This window comes from Leeuwenhoekiella palythoae (genome assembly GCF_020310025.1).
GTDB lineage: Bacteria > Bacteroidota > Bacteroidia > Flavobacteriales > Flavobacteriaceae > Leeuwenhoekiella > Leeuwenhoekiella palythoae.
Genome location: NZ_CP084318.1, coordinates 1,303,540 through 1,321,168, shown reverse-complemented (window position 1 = coordinate 1,321,168; position 17,629 = coordinate 1,303,540). Strand labels below are relative to the sequence as shown.

At 39.9% G+C, this 17,629-nt stretch carries 12 protein-coding genes; 9 read left to right on the top strand and 3 right to left on the bottom strand.

Annotated features, from left to right (window positions below):
* Positions 1 to 204: 204 nt before the first annotated feature.
* Positions 205 to 3,336 carry a SusC/RagA family TonB-linked outer membrane protein gene (locus LDL79_RS05590; protein ID WP_225599476.1) on the top strand — a complete coding sequence of 1,044 codons (3,132 nt, stop codon included), beginning with the start codon at positions 205 to 207 and terminating at the stop codon, positions 3,334 to 3,336.
* A gap of 5 nt (positions 3,337 to 3,341) precedes the next feature.
* The gene (locus LDL79_RS05585) at positions 3,342 to 4,835 is read left to right on the top strand and encodes a RagB/SusD family nutrient uptake outer membrane protein (protein WP_225599475.1); all 1,494 of its coding nucleotides are present in this window, start codon (positions 3,342 to 3,344) and stop codon (positions 4,833 to 4,835) included.
* 91 nt (positions 4,836 to 4,926) lie between these two features.
* On the opposite strand, the gene LDL79_RS05580 is transcribed toward LDL79_RS05585, so the two are convergent.
* From LDL79_RS05580 to LDL79_RS05570, 3 genes are all read right to left on the bottom strand, one after another.
* Complete coding sequence (locus LDL79_RS05580; RefSeq protein ID WP_225599474.1) at positions 4,927 to 6,501, bottom strand: RagB/SusD family nutrient uptake outer membrane protein; 1,575 nt, start codon at positions 6,499 to 6,501, stop codon at positions 4,927 to 4,929.
* Positions 6,502 to 6,511: 10 nt separating this feature from the next.
* Positions 6,512 to 9,586: a SusC/RagA family TonB-linked outer membrane protein gene (locus LDL79_RS05575; RefSeq protein WP_225599473.1), complete on the bottom strand. Its 3,075-nt coding sequence runs from the start codon at positions 9,584 to 9,586 to the stop codon at positions 6,512 to 6,514.
* 411 nt (positions 9,587 to 9,997) lie between these two features.
* Positions 9,998 to 10,744 (bottom strand): hypothetical protein, encoded by a 747-nt coding sequence (locus tag LDL79_RS05570; RefSeq protein ID WP_225599472.1) that lies wholly within the window; start codon positions 10,742 to 10,744, stop codon positions 9,998 to 10,000.
* A gap of 209 nt (positions 10,745 to 10,953) precedes the next feature.
* On the opposite strand from LDL79_RS05570, the gene rplM reads away from it, so the two are divergent.
* From rplM to LDL79_RS05535, 7 genes are all read left to right on the top strand, one after another.
* A complete protein-coding gene (gene rplM / locus LDL79_RS05565; protein WP_072983038.1) occupies positions 10,954 to 11,409 on the top strand; it encodes a 50S ribosomal protein L13 in 456 nt (151 codons plus the stop codon).
* Positions 11,410 to 11,796, top strand: coding sequence for a 30S ribosomal protein S9 (gene rpsI / locus LDL79_RS05560; RefSeq protein WP_072983039.1), 387 nt, complete (start codon positions 11,410 to 11,412; stop codon positions 11,794 to 11,796).
* A gap of 193 nt (positions 11,797 to 11,989) precedes the next feature.
* On the top strand, positions 11,990 to 12,775 hold the full coding sequence (gene rpsB, locus LDL79_RS05555) for a 30S ribosomal protein S2 (protein WP_072983041.1): 786 nt from the start codon (positions 11,990 to 11,992) through the stop codon (positions 12,773 to 12,775).
* Between the two features lie 96 nt (positions 12,776 to 12,871).
* Positions 12,872 to 13,837, top strand: a complete 966-nt coding sequence (gene tsf / locus LDL79_RS05550) for a translation elongation factor Ts (protein WP_072983043.1) — start codon at positions 12,872 to 12,874, stop codon at positions 13,835 to 13,837.
* Positions 13,838 to 13,958: 121 nt separating this feature from the next.
* Positions 13,959 to 14,666, top strand: a complete 708-nt coding sequence (gene pyrH, locus LDL79_RS05545; RefSeq protein WP_072983045.1) for a UMP kinase — start codon at positions 13,959 to 13,961, stop codon at positions 14,664 to 14,666.
* A gap of 48 nt (positions 14,667 to 14,714) precedes the next feature.
* The gene (frr, locus tag LDL79_RS05540) at positions 14,715 to 15,278 is read left to right on the top strand and encodes a ribosome recycling factor (RefSeq protein ID WP_225599471.1); all 564 of its coding nucleotides are present in this window, start codon (positions 14,715 to 14,717) and stop codon (positions 15,276 to 15,278) included.
* An 80-nt stretch (positions 15,279 to 15,358) separates the two neighbouring features.
* Positions 15,359 to 17,506 (top strand): DUF5686 family protein, encoded by a 2,148-nt coding sequence (locus tag LDL79_RS05535; RefSeq protein ID WP_225599470.1) that lies wholly within the window; start codon positions 15,359 to 15,361, stop codon positions 17,504 to 17,506.
* Positions 17,507 to 17,629 lie beyond the last annotated feature (123 nt).

Below are 17,629 nucleotides of genomic sequence, written 5' to 3'. Positions count from 1 at the left end.
TATTCTTAACTAATACGTTTTATGTTGTTAAAAATAGGGTGCTATTATGTGAATTCTACCCTATTTTAAATTTGAATTTTATAAAAATCAATGAAATAACTGTTGTATTAATAAAAGTGCTTCGGATTCTGTTAAAAAGAAGTGTTTTCAATTGGTTTGTTTCATTTTTAGCGCTGGCTAATATCAAAATTCAAATTTTTACGAATGAAACAACAACTAAGATTAATCTGGTCATTAGTCTTCCTGATGACCTTAAATTTCGCCTTCTCCCAAACAAAAACGGTGAGTGGAACGGTGACCGATCAAACCGGTATGCCGCTTCCGGGAGTTAATGTAACGGTAAAGAATACCACAGGTCGTGGTACGCAAACCGATTTTGATGGTAATTTTACCATTGCAGCGAGCGCCGATGAAACGCTCGTTTTTTCTTATATGGGCTTTAAGCCATACGAGCAACTCGTAGGTGCTTCTGCTACATTTTCAATAACCTTATCAGAAGACACTCAATCACTGGATGAAGTGCTTGTAGTAGCTTATGGTACTGCAAAGAAAGAAGACTTTACCGGTTCTGCAGTACAGGTAAATGGAGAGTCTCTAGAACAACGCCCTATTACCAATGCTATTTCTGCATTAGATGGTGCTGCTGCCGGTGTAAATGTATCTGCAGCAAATGGTCAGCCGGGATCGGCTCCTAGCATCCGTATTCGAGGAACAGGTTCTTACAGTGCTTCAAATACGCCACTTTACATCGTAGATGGAGTTCAGTTTAATGGAGAGCTTTCAAGTATCAACTCTAATGATATTGAAAGTTTAACCGTACTTAAAGATGCTGCTTCCACGTCACTTTATGGTAGTAGAGCTGCAAACGGGGTGGTGTTGATCACAACAAAATCTGGACGCAGTGGGAAACCTCAGATTTCCTTAAAAATGTCTCAAGGTATTACCAGTCGTGGTATTCCAGAATACGATCGCGTTAGCGCGAGTGAGTATTATCCTTTAATGTGGGAAGCGTTACGCAATAGTTTATCTATGAGCAGTGATACGCCGGTAGCTGAAGCAAACGCTATTGCTTCCTCAACAATTTATGATGAGCTGGGCCAAAACCCATTCAATGTGGCTAATGATCAAATCGTTTTAGAAGATGGAACTTTAAATCCTAATGCGTCATTATTATACGCAGAAGATCTTGATTGGTTAGAGCCGCTTGTGCGTACCGGTGTGCGTACCAACCTTGATTTTTCTTATAGCGGAGGTACTGAGAAATCAGACTATTATGCTTCGGTTAGTTATTTAAAAGAAGATGGTTATATCATCAATTCAAATTTTAAGCGACTTACAGCTCGTCTAAATGCGAACACACAAGTAACAGATTGGATTAAAACAGGTTTAAATATTTCGGCTGCAGATTCAGACTCCAATCAAGCTGCAGATGCAGGAAGTTCGTCCTACGTAAACCCGTTTAGAACTACCAGATATATCGGTCCTATTTACTCGGTTCACGAGCACGATCTTGAAACAGGAGAATATATTTTAGATAGTGATGGTAATTGGATCTATGACCTTGGCGATAACCGTGTAGGTGGCGGTGGTAGTGGTCGTAATGTGATTCAAGAGACTTTGCTTAACGTAGATCGTGATAAGATTTTCTCATTTACGTCTAGAGCTTATGCTGAATTTACCTTCTTGCAAGATTTCACCTTTACCGTAAATGGAGGTATTGATAAGCGTTTTTACAGCAACGAAAGTTTTGATAACCCAATCGTAGGGGATGGTGCTCCTGATGGTAGAGCAGGAAGAACAACTTCAACTAGAACCACAGTAAACTACAACCAGTTACTTAATTATTCTAAGACTTTTGGAAAGCATAGCGTTTCTGCTTTAGTAGGACACGAAAGTTTTGATACAGAGTATGAGTATCTAAACGGATTCAGACAAAATCAAATCGTTGAAGGAAATACCGAGTTGATCAACTTTACTACCACAAATGATTTGATCTCCTATACCAGTAATCAAACAACTGAAGGATATTTCTCTCGTGTAAATTATGATTATGACAGTCGGTATTATATTTCAGGATCTTACAGACGTGACGGGTCTTCACGATTTAGCAAAGATGCCCGTTGGGGAGATTTCTTTTCTGTAGGTGGTGCTTGGAGATTAGATCAAGAAGCCTTTATGGAGAAAGCAGATTGGGCAAATCTTCTAAAATTGAGAGCCTCTTATGGTGAAGTAGGTAATGATAACTTAGGCGGATATTATGTAAGCCAATCTTTATTTGCTTTAGATTACAACAACGCTTCAGAAGGTGGAATCTTAGTTGATTCTCCAGGAAACCCAAGATTGCAGTGGGAAACTAACATTCAAACCGATGCTGCAATAGAATTTGGATTATTCAACAACCGCGTGGCTGGTACTTTTGAATACTATAACCGTAAATCTGAAGATCTATTATTTGATGTGCCGCTTCCGGTATCTTCAGGTCTTGATGATTATCCAGACAACATAGGTAGCTGGGTAAACAGTGGTTTTGAATTTGACGTAACTGTAGGAATTGTTCGCAACAGTCAGTTTAAGTGGGATTTCAGCATTAATGCTTCAACACTCAAAAATGAGATTAAAGAACTTTCACAAGAAGAGATCATTAATGGTTCTAAAAAGCTGGTTGTAGGTGGTGATATCTATGACTACTGGTTAAGAGAGTGGTATGGTGTAGATCCTGCTGATGGTATGGCGCTATACATTGCAAGTCCTGAGGCTATTGAAGCAGGAGGAAGCGATCTTAGAGAAATTGACGGAACCACAGTAACTACTAACCAAAATAACGCTAACTACAACTTTGTAGGTAAAGCTACTCCAGATGTTTATGGTGCCTTTAGAAACAACTTTGAGTATAAAGGTTTTCAGTTAGGAATCACGTTTACTTATCAGTTAGGTGGAGAAACGTATGACTCTAACTATTCTGGTCTGATGCATTCTGGTACTTACGGAACCGCGCTAAGTACAGATATTCTTGATAGATGGCAAGAGCCGGGTGACATTACGAATGTCCCTAGACTTGATGCTGCGCAAACAGCAGCTTTTGGTGCAGGATCTAGCCGTTGGTTAGAAAAATCAGATTTCTTGGCATTACGTCAAGTAAATCTGGGCTACGCATTTGATGCTGAGCTTGTGCAAAAGTTAGGGCTTACCGGAGCAAATGTGTATGTAAGTGGAGAGAATTTATTCAAGCTTACCGCTAGAAAAGGTATGGATGTAGGTGAAAGCTTTAACGGTACAACTTCAAACCGCTTTACACCGGCTCGTGTATTATCAGTAGGATTAAATATTACATTATAAAAACTATGAAAAACAACTATATAACTAAGTTTACTTTACTCTTTGTAGTGCTGGGATTAGCATTATCATCGTGTAGTGAAGAATTTTTAGAAGAAGTGCCTACCGAAAGCGTTTCTGATGTGACCGCTACGTCAACTACCGGAAACCTATTTTTAGTAATTAATGGTATTCACCGTTCTTTATACATAAGATACGGCGCGCAAGGCCGAAGCGGTATAGGATCGTTAATGATTCAAAACGATGTATTAGGAGAGGATTTTGTTATGACTTCTCGAGGAAACGGTTGGTTTGTTTCTGCGGCAGGTTGGTTAGACCACACCAATGCAGATGATTCTGATAACCTTTTCCCGTATCGTACCTATTATCGAATTATAAGAAATGCCAATGTAGTCATCAATGGAGCAGAAAATGCTGAAGGTGATGCTGCAGAACGTCAGGCTGCTTTAGGTCAAGCAACTCTTTATAGAGCTTGGGCTCATTTTCAAATGGTTCAACTTTATGGAATTCGTTATTCAGCAGGTGCTGAAAATACACAACCGGGAATTCCTATCAGATTGACCGCTGATAATGACCCATTACCTCGTGCGAGCGTTGAAGAAGTTTATGCACAGATTAATACAGACCTTGATGCAGCTATTGAATTGCTTGACGGTTATGTGCGACCTAATAAATCACATCTAGATCAATCAGTGGCTTTAGGGTTAAAAGCACGTGTAGCTTTGGTTCAGCAAAATTACCAAGTTGCGGCAGATTATGCAGCGCAGGCTAGAGCCAACTATAATCTTATGTCTAATGATGATTACTATGCAAACTTCAACACCTATACTAATGGTGAGTGGATGTGGGGAAGCTACATTCAAGAGGATCAAACCGATTACTATGGAAATTTCGGAGCGTATGTTTCAAGAAATTACAGTTCAACAAATATTAGAACAAACCCTAAAGCGATAAATAATTTGCTTTACGATCAGATTTCTGAAACAGATATTCGGGCTGTGTTGTTTGATCCTACTGGTCAACACGATAGTTTGCCTCCGGGATATTCAATTGCGTCTAATTTTTCACTTTTCCCATATACAAGTCAGAAATTCTTAGCCGCAGGAACCGGTGATAGTAGAATGGATGTGCCTTATATGCGCGCCGGGGAGATGTATCTTATAGAAGCTGAAGCGCTAAGCTATATTGATGAAGGAGCAGCGCGTTCTGTATTGTTTGATTTTGCTTCAAACAGAGATCCTGAGTATACCTTGTCAACCAATTCAGGTCAGGCTCTTAAAGAGGAGATATATATTCAAAGAAGAATAGAGCTTTGGGGTGAAGGTTTTAGATTCTATGATTTAAAGCGTTTAAATCAACCGCTTGATCGTACAGGAGCTAATCACGTACAAACAGTAATTAATAATGTGTATGAGGTGCCTGCAGGAGATAACAGATGGCAATGGTTGATTCCTCTAGATGCATTAAATGCGAACCCATTATTGGAGCAAAACCCAATATAAATTTGAAGATTGATTAAACTAAAAAACCCGCTTAAGAAACTTAAGCGGGTTTTTCTTTGGCTAAATATATTTAATGAAACCAAATGTTGGTTTACCAACCTGGGTTTTGCTGCGCAGCAAGAGTTGGGTTGTTGTTGATCTCTTGCTGAGGTATTGGCCATAAAAATGCAGTTGCGCTATAAGGAATAGCATCTACACCATAAGGTCCGGAATATGCGGTGCCTAAAGTATAGCTTTCGGCAGTAGGTGTGCCGTTAGCCACTTTTTGAGGAACACCACTTACGGGTGCTAAGTCATCAAGTTGTAGACGGTGAATGTCTGGCCAACGTCTTCCTTCCATCACAAATTCTATTCTACGCTCGGTAATGATTGCATTGACCAAAGCAGCTGGAGTTGCAAAATTGGTGCTCACATAGGCTTGAGTTGTAGGTGCTGCGAGCGATCTGTTGCGTACCAAGTTAAGATTGGTAAGCGCGCTTCCCGCAGCGTTAGTACGAGCATAAGCTTCGGCCATATTGAGTAACACTTCAGCGTAACGAATTACCGGAGCAGGGTCTGTGTAGTTTGTAGCATCTTTATACTTGTTAGTGTACTTTACTCCTGAACGTGTGGTTACTAAAGTTCCTTCTTCACGTCTTAGGTCGTCTTCTAACCAAGAAGGATTTCTCCAGATAATTGGGCTGATTACGACAAGTCCGCGACGATTATATTGAGAAGCTAAAGCTGCGTTCACACCGGGATTGTTTAAAGCTGTATTTTCAATAGAGAAAATAGATTCGGTATTAGCATATCCACTTGCAAAAGGTTCGTTTGGAGAAGCAGTTAAGGTATATGTTCCATTAAGCTTAGTTCCTTCTTGAATAACCATTGGCCAGTTACGCATATGTAAATAGGCACGGGTTTTAAATGCAATTGCAGCTTCGCTTGTAGCTCTGATGATTCCGTCTGTTCCTCCACGCTCCGCTTTGCTTAGCAAAAGACTTTCAGCATCATCAAAATCAGCTAAAATTCGGGCATAGCAGTCTGCTACGGTGTTTCTACCTTGCTCCAACGCAGTAGCGATAGACTCTGCAGTGTTGATCGGGTAGTCTCTATAAGGAACCCCAAGATGTGATGCATCTGGAGTGTCGTTATACGGTTTTGCAAAATGAAACAGCAACTCTAAATGTGCAGCAGCTCTAAAGAATTTTGCCTGACCTTCGTAGTCGTCAGCTTGTTCCTGAGTGATGATCCCATTGTCTAACGCGGTCTGTACTCCTTCAAGAACGATGTTTGCTCTGTTGATTAAGCGATAGGTATCGCTCCAGTAATACACGTTATTTGCTGTAGTGGGGTCGTAGGTGCCGGTGTAGGTAAGCTGATAAAAGGTAGCAACGTTTACCACATCTTCACCACGGTTATCTCCTTGCTGTACAAAAGCAGCCCCAAAAGGATACCCACGCCCTGTGCCGGTATACACTCCTATTTGAGCCGCATTGTACATACCGGTTACTGATAGTTCAACAAGATCTGCGGTAGAAAACGCAGCGTCTTCAGAGATTTGGTTAAAAGGCTCTAGTTCGAGAACATTTTCTTCGTGACAGCTGTAAAAGACACTTAATCCTAAAACGAGAAGAAGTGGTTTAACAGCGCCGGAATATTTCATATTTAAAATTCGTTTTTTCATAGTAATAAGGTTATAGACTTAGATTAAGACCAAAAGAAAAAATGCTTGCTCTGGGTGTACCGTTAAGGTCAACACCTGCAGATTCCATTTCTGGATCTAAGCCTGAGTAATCAGTAATCGTCCATACGTTTTGCGCTTGTAAATACAGGCGAAGCTTAGTGATACCTAATTGTGTAGCGGTATCAGCAGGTAGGCTGTATCCTAAAGTGATGTTATCTAATTTGATAAAATCGCCGTCTTCAAGAAAACGTGAAGTCGCTATTGAAGTTAAGTTGGTAGTGGTGTTTGTAGATGCATATAATCTGGGGGTCCATCCATCACCTGGATTTTCTACACTTTGCCATCTTCCTAAGATCTCAGTGCTGTTGTTTGTAAAGTTTTGGTTTAATAAATCTCTACGGGTAGCATTGAAGATTTTGTTTCCGCCGCTAAAGCGGAATAAAAATCCTAGATCGAAGTTTTTGTAATTCATAGAAGAATTTAAACCTCCAAAATATTTAGGAAGGGATTGACCTAAAATCACACGATCGTCTGCAGCGCTTAAAGAAGCAGCTTGAGAAACATCAGCAGGATTTGCAGGATCAAAAACCGAATAACTAGAACCGGGCAGGTTGCCTTGAACTAAGCTTCCATCTGCTTTGTAATAAACCGGATTACCATTTTCTGGATTTGTTCCGTAATACCGCACACCGTAAATAGAGTTGATTGATTCTCCTTCACGAGTGATCGTGTTAGTGCCTATACGATCCTGACCGTTAACTAAAGCGATCACTTCGTTGTCGATAAAGGAGATGTTAGCAGAAACATTCCATCTAAATTCTTTATCCAGAATACGTGCATCTACAGCAAATTCATAACCGGTGTTTTGAATTTTACCAATGTTTGCGCGGTAGCTGTTATTAGGTACACCAAAAGACATAGGAGTTTCGAGATCTAAGATCAAGTCATCGGTGTCGTTTTTAAAGTAGTCTGCACTAAAGGTAATGCGATTGCGTAAAAAAGCAAGATCAACACCTAAGTCATATTTAATACTGGTTTCCCAACGCAGCTGATCATTACCAAATTGAACATAACCAATACCATTAGTGTCGCCATATTTTGCAGCGCCATAAAGTCCTAAATAAGGGTAGTTGCCAATGTCTGTGTTACCGACTTTTCCGTACGAACCACGGATTTTGAAGTCAGAAAGGGTTTCTTTAATGCCTTGCATAAATGATTCTTCACTTACAGTCCATCCAAAAGAAGCTCCTGGGAAAGTTCCGTAGCGGTTTTCAAATGGTAATGAAGAAAGTCCGTCTCTACGTAAGGTTCCCTGAAGGAAATACTTCTGTTTGTAGTTATAATTCAAACGACCAGCATAGGAAATCAAACCATTCTCGCTTAAGCTTCCACCAGAACCTTGAACACCATACGAGTTGCTGATGAGGTTTTGATTGAAAAACTCGTTGCTTAGATCTGTACCTGTGCCGAAGAAACTTTGGTCTCTTGATTTTTGATATTCATTAATTAGTGTAAGTGAAACATTGTGATCTTCTCCATAAGTCTCGTTGTAGCTCAATACGTTTTGCCAGTTCCAGCGGGTAAGGTCAGTATTACTGTTTTGCACACGTCCGTTTGAGCCATATCCATCACCGTGAATCGGGCTCCAGAATAAGAAACCTGTGGTGTTGGTTTGATCAATACTAACTTGAGTTCTAAAGTTGATCGTAGAAACGGGTTTGATATCTGCATAAACGTTCCCAATAACACGGTTTACTTTAGAGTAGTACGAGTTGTTCTCAATCGCAAACATAATGTTTGGGATGTTATCTCCTACGGTTTCTAAGTTGGTGCCGCGTCCCATACGATCAGGGAATGTGTCATCTAAATTATAGCCTGTAGGATCATTTACATCATAAGGAGAAACGTTAGGATGCTGACGGCTCGCATTAAAAATGTTGCCTGAAAGTGAGTTGGTGCCGGTGTTTAAACCGTTGTACTCAGAGCGGGTTAAACCTGCGTTTACCCCCATAGATAACCAACTTTTGATTTTCTGCTCAATATTTGATCTAAAAGTATAACGTACAAAGTCATTAGGGCGTGCAATACTTTCTTGCTCAGTATAGCCTAAAGACAAATAATATTTCGTGTACTGTGTTCCGCCAGAAAAAGAAACGCTATGATCCTGTTGAAAAGCATTGTCATTTAAAACAAGATCTTGCCAATCTGTATTGAATTCGGTTCCTGCAGCCCAATCGCTTTGTCCGCGGTTGCTGCGCTTTTCATTACTTATGGTAACAAAGTCTGAAGCGCCTAAGAGATTAAACGTGTTTACCGGTCTTGCAAAACCTGCAGACATGTTGTAATTGATAGTCATTTTTCCTTCGCGACCTTTTTTGGTAGTTATTAAAACAACACCGTTTGCAGCGCGTGATCCATAGATTGCAGTAGCCGAACCATCTTTTAGAATTTCTACAGATTCAATATCGGCAGGGTTTACGTCACCTAAAGCGTTGTTGGAAGCGTAACCGCCTAAGTCACCGGTGTAAATAGGAATACCATCAACAACTACTAACGGATATGTGCCCGAATCGATTGAAGCAATACCTCGTATTCTGAAACGTGGAGTTTCACCAATAATTCCGGTCTGTGTAGTAACCTGTACCCCGGCAGCGCGTCCTGCTAGTTGAGATTCAAAACTTGGAGTAACCAAGTTTGCGATGTCATCTCCCTTGACTTGAGATACCGAAGCGGTCAAGTCACGCTTGCGTTGAACACCGTACCCTACTACCACTACCTCGTCTAGTGATTCGGTGTTTTCTGCAAGGGTTACATTTAATGTAGTTTTTGTACCCACAAGCTGCTCTTGCGTTTCAAAGCCCACAAATGAAAATACTAAGGTTTCATTTGAGCTGGCGTCGATAGTGTAGGCGCCGTCAAAGTCAGTCTGCGTACCTCTACCGGTGGCGCCTTTGATGACTACATTTACTCCCGGAAGCGGAGTGCCGTCTGCACCAGTTACGGTACCTGTCACGGTCTTTTGCTGTGCGAAAGCCGACAGGCTTAGCAAGCACATTAAGAAACTAAATAATAATTTTTTTATCATTTAACATACATATTGATTAAGTGTCGAAAAGTATGTTAAATGTCAATTGAAATTACAAGATTTTCAATTGAAGGTCTTTTTTATTGAGAAGTATGTAAATTGAGTTGTGGAGGTGGTGATTTTTGATTTAAAATATGGTTTTTAGTTAAAAACATAATTTAAATGCAAAAAAATCCTTGTGCGTAGTATAGCATTTTTGTTAAGGTTTTTGCTGACTTTTTGAAATAACAGCGTGACCAATGCCTATTTGCGACTTATGGAAGGAAAAAATTTCTTTCCTATTTAAGGGAGCCAATATTTCAATTTTCAAAAAGCCTATTTATATGCTTTGTAAAGAATTACGATTTGATTGGTACGGTCTGGGCTTGTAATTAATTATTTGCAACGTGTTGCTTTAATTATATGTGATCTCTACCTGTATGCGGTATAGATTATTACTAGCCCATCTGCATAACTGTCTACATTTAGTGTGAATCCATTGTTGTCAAATGACGTCAAGCTTGCAGACGTAATCCCTAATTTGTCTCCATTCTGATTTGCGTATCTTATTCCTATGCAGTGATTAGGAGATGCATATCTTGAAATGTCATTAATTGAGTTACCACTACCGCCTCCACAAATGACTTGCTGTGCAATTGATCCTGAGTGGTTGTTTGCAAATCCAGTCATGTAACCGAACGAATTTGCAATTCCTGAATTATTATTAGAGGCAGCATTGTCGCTATCAAGAGTATAGTTTTCTACATTGGCATAAGCTGTAAATGTAATTGCTGTAGGAGAGAAAGGTAGGGTGTTAATATTTATGGAGCCAGTGGATGTTATTCTCAGTTTTCCAGTGTATGTTCTAGAATCAGTGTTATCTGCTAATTTCTCCCATAGTGTACCTTTCCAATAATAAAATCCGGCAGGAGTTAAGCCGCCTGTACCGTCGTTATAGACTAAGGTGCTTTCGGCAAGGGCTCCGCTGTCTGTGTTAACTACCGTAGTATTATCTGTAGTGCTAGTAAGTGCTACGCGTGGAATGAGCATACCGCCATTAGCAACAGACTGCACATCTAGGCTAGCTTCTGGAGCTGTGGTGCCAATACCAATCTGAGCAAATAAAGCTTGAGAGAAGAGTAAAAGTGTTAAAACTAGGGGTAAGATTTTTTTCATCATTAGTATTTTAGTCCTGATGAACATCAAATTTAAAAAGAGAATTCTTTTTGGGTTAGATTAAAGTGCTATTTTAAAGTTTTTTAACGGTATAAATTATTCGCAAACCTCTGTTTGCTATCTAAATATATAATTGTACATTTGCACCCCTGTTTTCACGCGCGAGCGATTGAAGGCGGGAAATGGAATGTTTAATAATTAAATAAAACAGTGTGGACACATTAAGTTACAAAACAGTATCTGCCAACAAAAACACCGTAAACAAAGAGTGGGTTGTTGTTGATGCTGAAGGACAAACGTTAGGGCGTATGTCTTCTGTAGTAGCAAAACTGTTACGCGGGAAGTACAAAACTAACTACACACCACACGTTGATTGCGGAGACAATGTTGTTGTTATCAACGCCTCTAAAATCAACTTAACAGGTAAAAAGTGGGACGCAAAGTCTTACATCCGTCACACGGGTTATCCTGGTGGTCAAAGAAGCCTTACTGCAAAAGAATTGTATGGTAAAGACCCTGCGCGTCTTATCGAAAATGCAGTTAAAGGTATGTTGCCTAAAAACAAATTAGGTAGTGCGATCTATCGCAATTTAAAGGTTTATGCCGGTGCAGAACACGGGCAGGAAGCGCAAAAACCTAAAGCAATTAACATTAACGAACTCAAGTAAATGGAAGTAATTCACAAAATTGGTCGTAGAAAGACCGCCGTTGCTCGTGTTTATTTAGCTCCTGGTTCTGGTAATATCACCATCAACAAGCGTGATCTTAAAGAATACTTCACAACAGGAACGTTACAGTACAAAGTTAATCAGCCATTAGTAATGACTGAAAATGATAAAAACTTTGACGTAAAAGTAAACGTTTATGGTGGAGGTATCACAGGACAAGCAGAAGCTGTACGTTTAGCTCTTTCTAGAGCAATGTGCGAAGTAGATGCAGAGAACAGAGGTATCCTTAAGCCGGAAGGTTTGTTAACAAGAGACCCAAGAATGGTAGAGCGTAAGAAATTCGGTCAGAAGAAAGCGCGTAAGAAATTCCAATTCTCAAAACGTTAACAGCAATCGTGTTTCAATCTTTATGGAGTTTATTTTTCATTCAGTTTTTGAAAGCGAAAAGAAATTAATTTAAAAATTAAGTCGTTGTCCTGAGTGATCAGGAAATTAGTTTAGCATCTAAATGTGCTTGGCGATTCATTAAGAAGACCACTTGCATATTGCTACTACAACGGGAACGTAAACTAAAGTCAAAATGGCAAAAACAGAAAATGTAAAGGATTTACTGGATGCAGGTGTACACTTTGGTCACCTTACCAGAAGATGGGATCCTAACATGGCACCATATATTTATATGGAGCGTAATGGGATTCACATCATCAATCTATACAAAACTGCTGCTAAACTTAGCGAAGCTTCAGAAGCACTAAGTAAAATTGCAGCTTCAGGTAGAAAAATACTTTTTGTAGCTACCAAAAAACAAGCTAAAGAGATTGTTGCAGAACAAGCAACTCGTGCAAAAATGCCTTACATCACAGAGCGTTGGCCTGGAGGTATGTTAACCAACTTCGTAACTATACGTAAAGCGGTTAAGAAAATGCAAACTGTAGATCGTATGAAACAAGACGGTCGTTTTGATAGCTTGTCTAAAAAAGAGCAATTACAAATGAACCGTATGCGTGAAAAACTTGAGAAGAACTTAGGTTCTATCGAGGATATGACTCGTCTGCCAGGTGCACTATTTGTAGTTGACATCAAACGTGAACACATTGCGATTAAAGAAGCTCAAAAATTAAACATTCCAATCTTTGCGATGGTTGATACCAACTCTGATCCACGTCAGGTTGATTATGCTATCCCATCTAATGATGACGCTTCAAAATCTATTGAGAAAATCATTTCTAACGTTGCTGATGCTATCGTAGAAGGTCTTTCAGAACGCAAAGCCGGAAAAGAAAAATCTGGTGAAGGCAAGAAAGATAAAGCAGCTAAGCCGGCAAAGGCAAAAGCTAAAGCTGTAGCTAACGACGAAGAAGAATAGTATTTAACAATTTGATAATAAGTAAAGTCGTTTAGTATACTGCATTTTTGCACTAAACTAAACGACTTTTGTTTTAACTCATAAAACGTATTTAAAATGGCAAAAATAACAGCCGCAGAAGTAAATAAACTTAGAAAGGCTACCGGTGCAGGTATGATGGATTGTAAAAATGCACTTGTAGAAGCTGATGGTGATTTTGATGAAGCAATCGCTGTCCTTCGTAAAAAAGGACAAAAAGTTGCTGAAAAAAGAGCAGACCGCGATTCTAGCGAAGGAGTTGTGGTAGCAAAAATCAATGATGCAAACAACCGTGGTGTTGTGTTTTCATTAAACTGTGAGACCGATTTCGTTGCTAAAAATGATTCTTACGTAGAGTTAGCAAATGAACTTGGTGATATCGCGATCAACTTTGACACTAAAGAAGCGTTCTTAGCAGCAGACTTTAAAGGGATGACTGTTGAAGAAAAATTGATCGAGCAAACAGGTGTAATTGGTGAGAAACTAGAAATTGGTGGTTTTGAACTTTTAGAAGCTCCATTTGTTGGTTCTTATGTACACGGTAACAAAATTGGTGCTTTAACCGGTTTATCTCAAGCTTCAGATAACGCAGAAGAAGTTGCAAAAACAGTCTCTATGCAGGTAGCTTCTATGGGGGCAACCACGTTATCATACAAAGATTTTGATCCAGAATTTGTTGCTTCAGAAACCGAAGCACGCATTGCTGCGATCGAAAAAGAAAACATCGAGTTAGGTCGTTTAGGAAAAACCCTTAAAAACGTACCACAATACATCTCTATGTCTCAGTTAACTCCAGAAGTTATGGCTCAGGCAGAAGCAGATATCAAAGAAGAATTGAAAGCAGAGGGAAAACCAGAAAAAATCTGGGATCGTATCGTTCCTGGTAAAATTGAGCGTTTTGTTTCTGACAACACTACTCTTGATAATGAGAAAGCTTTGTTGGATCAAGTTTTCATTATGGATGAGAGCATCAACGTTGCAAAATATGTTGCAAGTAAAGGTGATGCAGAAGTAGTAGGCTTTAAGCGTGTAAGCTTAGCTTAATTCGTTCTGACAAAATACTAAGTAAGAAGGCTGCCTATTGGTGGCCTTTTTTTATGCCTTGCATTCTTTCTTTTTCTCAAATGTCATTTAAGCTTATATTTGTCAAAAATTTTTCTACGCCATGCAATACAAACGCATTCTTTTAAAATTATCAGGTGAAGCATTAATGGGAAAACGCCAGTACGGTATAGACCCAGATAGACTTGCTGAGTATGCAGAAGAAATTAAAAAAGTACTTGATCAAGGGGTAGAAGTAGCCATTGTAATCGGTGGTGGAAATATCTTTAGAGGTGTTGCCGGAGCCAGCCGCGGTATGGATCGCGTACAAGGGGATCATATGGGAATGCTCGCCACTGTGATCAACGGTCTTGCATTGCAGAGTGCTCTAGAAGAAGCGGGTATTCAAACCCGTTTACAGAGTGCGGTAAAGATCAATGAGGTTGCAGAACCTTTTATTAGACGTCGCGCCATTCGTCATTTAGAAAAAGGGCGTGTGGTGATCTTTGGTGGAGGAACCGGGAATCCATATTTTACTACTGACTCTGCAGCGGTTTTAAGAGCCATTGAGATTCACGCAGATGTGATTTTAAAAGGAACGCGCGTAGATGGAATTTACACCAGCGATCCTGAAAAAGATGAGAAGGCTGTAAAATTTGATTTCATCAGTTTTGAAGATGTTTTACAGAAGGGACTAAAAGTGATGGATACAACCGCATTCACATTAAGTCAGGAGAATGAGCTCCCCATCATCGTATTTGATATGAACAAACAGGGCAACTTGCTCAAAGTTGTTGAAGGAGAAAATATAGGTACTACAGTAAATTTATAATTTAGTATTTTTGGTTGGTTTGAAAAAAAGCAACGAACAAATAAAGCTATGAACGAAGACATTCAATTTATACTTGACGGAACTGAAGAAGGCATGCAAAATGCGATCAATCACTTAAAAAAGCAATTTGCAAACATACGTGCCGGTAAGGCGAGCCCTTCAATGTTAGGAAGTGTAATGGTAGATTACTACGGAAGTCAAACACCACTGGCTCAGGTTGCCAATGTGAATACTCCTGACGGAAGAACGATTTCTATTCAGCCTTGGGAGAAAGCGATGATTCAAGAGATTGAAAAGGCAATTATGAATGCCAATCTTGGTTTTAATCCTATGAATAACGGTGAAAGCGTGATTATCAATGTTCCGCCGTTGACTGAAGAGCGCCGTAGAGATTTGGTAAAACAAGCTAAAGCTGAAGCAGAAGATGCAAAAGTAGGTGTGCGTAACGATCGTAAATCTGCAAATAACGATATTAAAAAGCTGGAGAAAGAGGGTCTTGCAGAAGATCTATGCCGAAATGCAGAAGTAGATGTTCAGGATTTAACTGATAAATACATCAAAAAAATTGACGAACTACTAGCAGTTAAGGAAAAAGAAATTCTTACCGTCTAGTTCTCGTTAAACTCATGCTAAGAGCGACCCTGGGGTCGCTTTTTTTATAGTATTTTTAGTCCCTAAGTTCTTCGGTGATAATGTTTAAACAACTTATTTTCTGCTTGTTTCTGTTTCTTTTGCTGCAAAATAGTGCATTTGCCCAGCAAAAAAGCATAGCTGTCGATTCGTTAACGCAACGTGCTATTTTGGCGGCAGAGCAAAATAATCCTCAAGAGGCGCTGCCGCATTACAGCTATACCACTTACGAGAAAACTATCATCACAGACTCCTTAGAACGTGAAACCAACGCCCATTCTTTTTTTACCGAAAAGGTTTCAAAAAATGAGTTTGATGCATATTCGGGTTTTAAAGAAGAAGTGCTGGGCCTTAATATGGCCGGTTTTAAAGAACCCCGTTATGAAGTGCTTGGGATCACCTTGCAGTCGCGCTCCTTTTATGATGAAGATTTTGTGATCTTCAATTACCGTTACGCAGGGCCACTTTCTTCCCGTGGACTCAAGAATTATGATTATCAACTTGTTGGGGATACCACTATTTTAGAACGTCCTAGTTATGCGGTGGCTTTTCAGCCAAAAAGACCACAAACTATTCCCGGGCTAGAAGGGATATTGTATCTAGATCAAGAATCTTTAGCCATTCAGCGGGTACATATCGCAATTAACGATGAGCTTGTCGCTCGTATTGAGCAGCATTACACGTATCTTAAGGAGGAGGCTGTTTACCTCCCCAAGTCAAGTAAACTTTATATTGAAAAGGGCGAAACCTCAAAACGGTTGTCGCTTTTTAGAGGAAAAGTTTCCGTAGGAACCATCGAGCGCAACCCGGTTAAAGAGGCGATAGAAGGCAGGTACTTGCTTTCTACTTCGTACAATGCCAATTTTAACCTTTCTGAAGACGAGGAGATCGAGCATCCCAATCTAGCGGTTGAAGTGATGGAAGGCGCAGAAAATAAACCCGAATCCTTCTGGAAAAAATACCGCTCACAAGCATTGACGCAGCGAGACCTTAATAGTTTTGACTACCTCAATAACATTGTAGAAACTCAGAATATTGAGCGTCGTTTAGCAGTCATCAACAACTTTGGGATTGGCTACTACACGGTTGATTTTTTTGATTTTGATTTGACCTATCCCGTAAAGTATAACAATTATGAAGGTTTGCGACTGGGCTTGGGCGGAGTGACCAATGCTTCGTTTTCGCAAAGGTTCAGGCTAGAAGGCTACACAGCTTATGGTTTTAAAGATAAGGCGTTAAAATACGGCGTCGGCGGAGGAATTATGCTCAATGAATCTCACGGAGCTTGGTTGAGTTTAACCTATAACGATGACTTGCAGGAAGTAGGTAGCTTTAACTATTTAACAGATCGCCGGGTATACTCTTTATTTGAGCCGCGTTTGGTGAATATCACGCAGTTTTTTGACTATAAAACACTCCGACTGAATCAAGAATATCAAATCACGCCAAAGATTTTATCAGAATTACAATTTGCCAAAACCAATATCATTCAAACCCAAGACTACACCTTTGTGTTGGGCGATCAGTCGTATAGGGAATATGATATCACCGAAGCCACTTTTGGAGTTCGCTGGAGTCCGTCGAGTAAGTTTATGCGTTCTGAGAAGGGAACAGTTGAGATCTACGATGGCTATCCTAAGGTTACCGCGCAAGTTTCTAAAGGAATTTCGGGCTTGTTTGATGGAGATTTTGATTTTACCAGAGTGGGAGCAAAATTTTACTATCAAGTAGAACGCCTCAATAAATCAACCACCGAATTTTTGATTGAAGGAAAGATGGCATTTGGCGAAGTGCCGTTGACGCATTTATTTCACGCGTATCCCAATGCGCCTACAAAAGAAACTATTATGCAGCGTTTTTCGGTGGCGGGTGTAAATAGTTTTGAAACCATGTATTTTGGGGAATTCTTTTCAGATCGTATTGCGACGCTGCAAGTAAAACATCATTTGCGGCCGTTTAATTTAGGCGAAAAATTCAAGCCCGAAATGGTATTCATCACCCGTTATGCCATTGGGGATATCTCAAACATAGCGCGCCATCAGGATGTAAGTTTTGGGACTCTTGATAAAGGCTATACTGAAACCGGCTTTGAAATCAACAAGATTCTTTTTGGCTTCGGTACGAGTTTAACCTACCGCTACGGGGCGTATAGCCTGCCTAGTTTTGCAGATAACATTGCGTTCAAGTTTACGTTCAACCTTCAGTTGTAAATAGATTTTCAAATTAGGATTCCGTAAGGTCCTCAGTGTAAAACCTTCGCTTTTCTGCGGATTTTGTTTTTGATTTATGGCAAAGGCTATTCGTTCTTAAATGAGTATCTTTGCGCCTCTTAA

Excerpts from the sequence above, each read along its gene's own strand:
- LDL79_RS05570 (WP_225599472.1), bottom strand. The coding sequence starts at position 10,744 with ATGATGAAAAAAATCTTACCCCTAGTTTTAACACTTTTACTCTTCTCT.
- pyrH (WP_072983045.1), top strand. The coding sequence starts at position 13,959 with ATGCAATACAAACGCATTCTTTTAAAATTATCAGGTGAAGCATTAATG.
- tsf (WP_072983043.1), top strand. The coding sequence starts at position 12,872 with ATGGCAAAAATAACAGCCGCAGAAGTAAATAAACTTAGAAAGGCTACC.
- LDL79_RS05590 (WP_225599476.1), top strand. The coding sequence starts at position 205 with ATGAAACAACAACTAAGATTAATCTGGTCATTAGTCTTCCTGATGACC.
- LDL79_RS05585 (WP_225599475.1), top strand. The coding sequence starts at position 3,342 with ATGAAAAACAACTATATAACTAAGTTTACTTTACTCTTTGTAGTGCTG.
- LDL79_RS05575 (WP_225599473.1), bottom strand. The coding sequence starts at position 9,586 with ATGATAAAAAAATTATTATTTAGTTTCTTAATGTGCTTGCTAAGCCTG.
- rpsB (WP_072983041.1), top strand. The coding sequence starts at position 11,990 with ATGGCAAAAACAGAAAATGTAAAGGATTTACTGGATGCAGGTGTACAC.
- LDL79_RS05580 (WP_225599474.1), bottom strand. The coding sequence starts at position 6,501 with ATGAAAAAACGAATTTTAAATATGAAATATTCCGGCGCTGTTAAACCA.
- rpsI (WP_072983039.1), top strand. The coding sequence starts at position 11,410 with ATGGAAGTAATTCACAAAATTGGTCGTAGAAAGACCGCCGTTGCTCGT.
- LDL79_RS05535 (WP_225599470.1), top strand. The coding sequence starts at position 15,359 with ATGTTTAAACAACTTATTTTCTGCTTGTTTCTGTTTCTTTTGCTGCAA.
- frr (WP_225599471.1), top strand. The coding sequence starts at position 14,715 with ATGAACGAAGACATTCAATTTATACTTGACGGAACTGAAGAAGGCATG.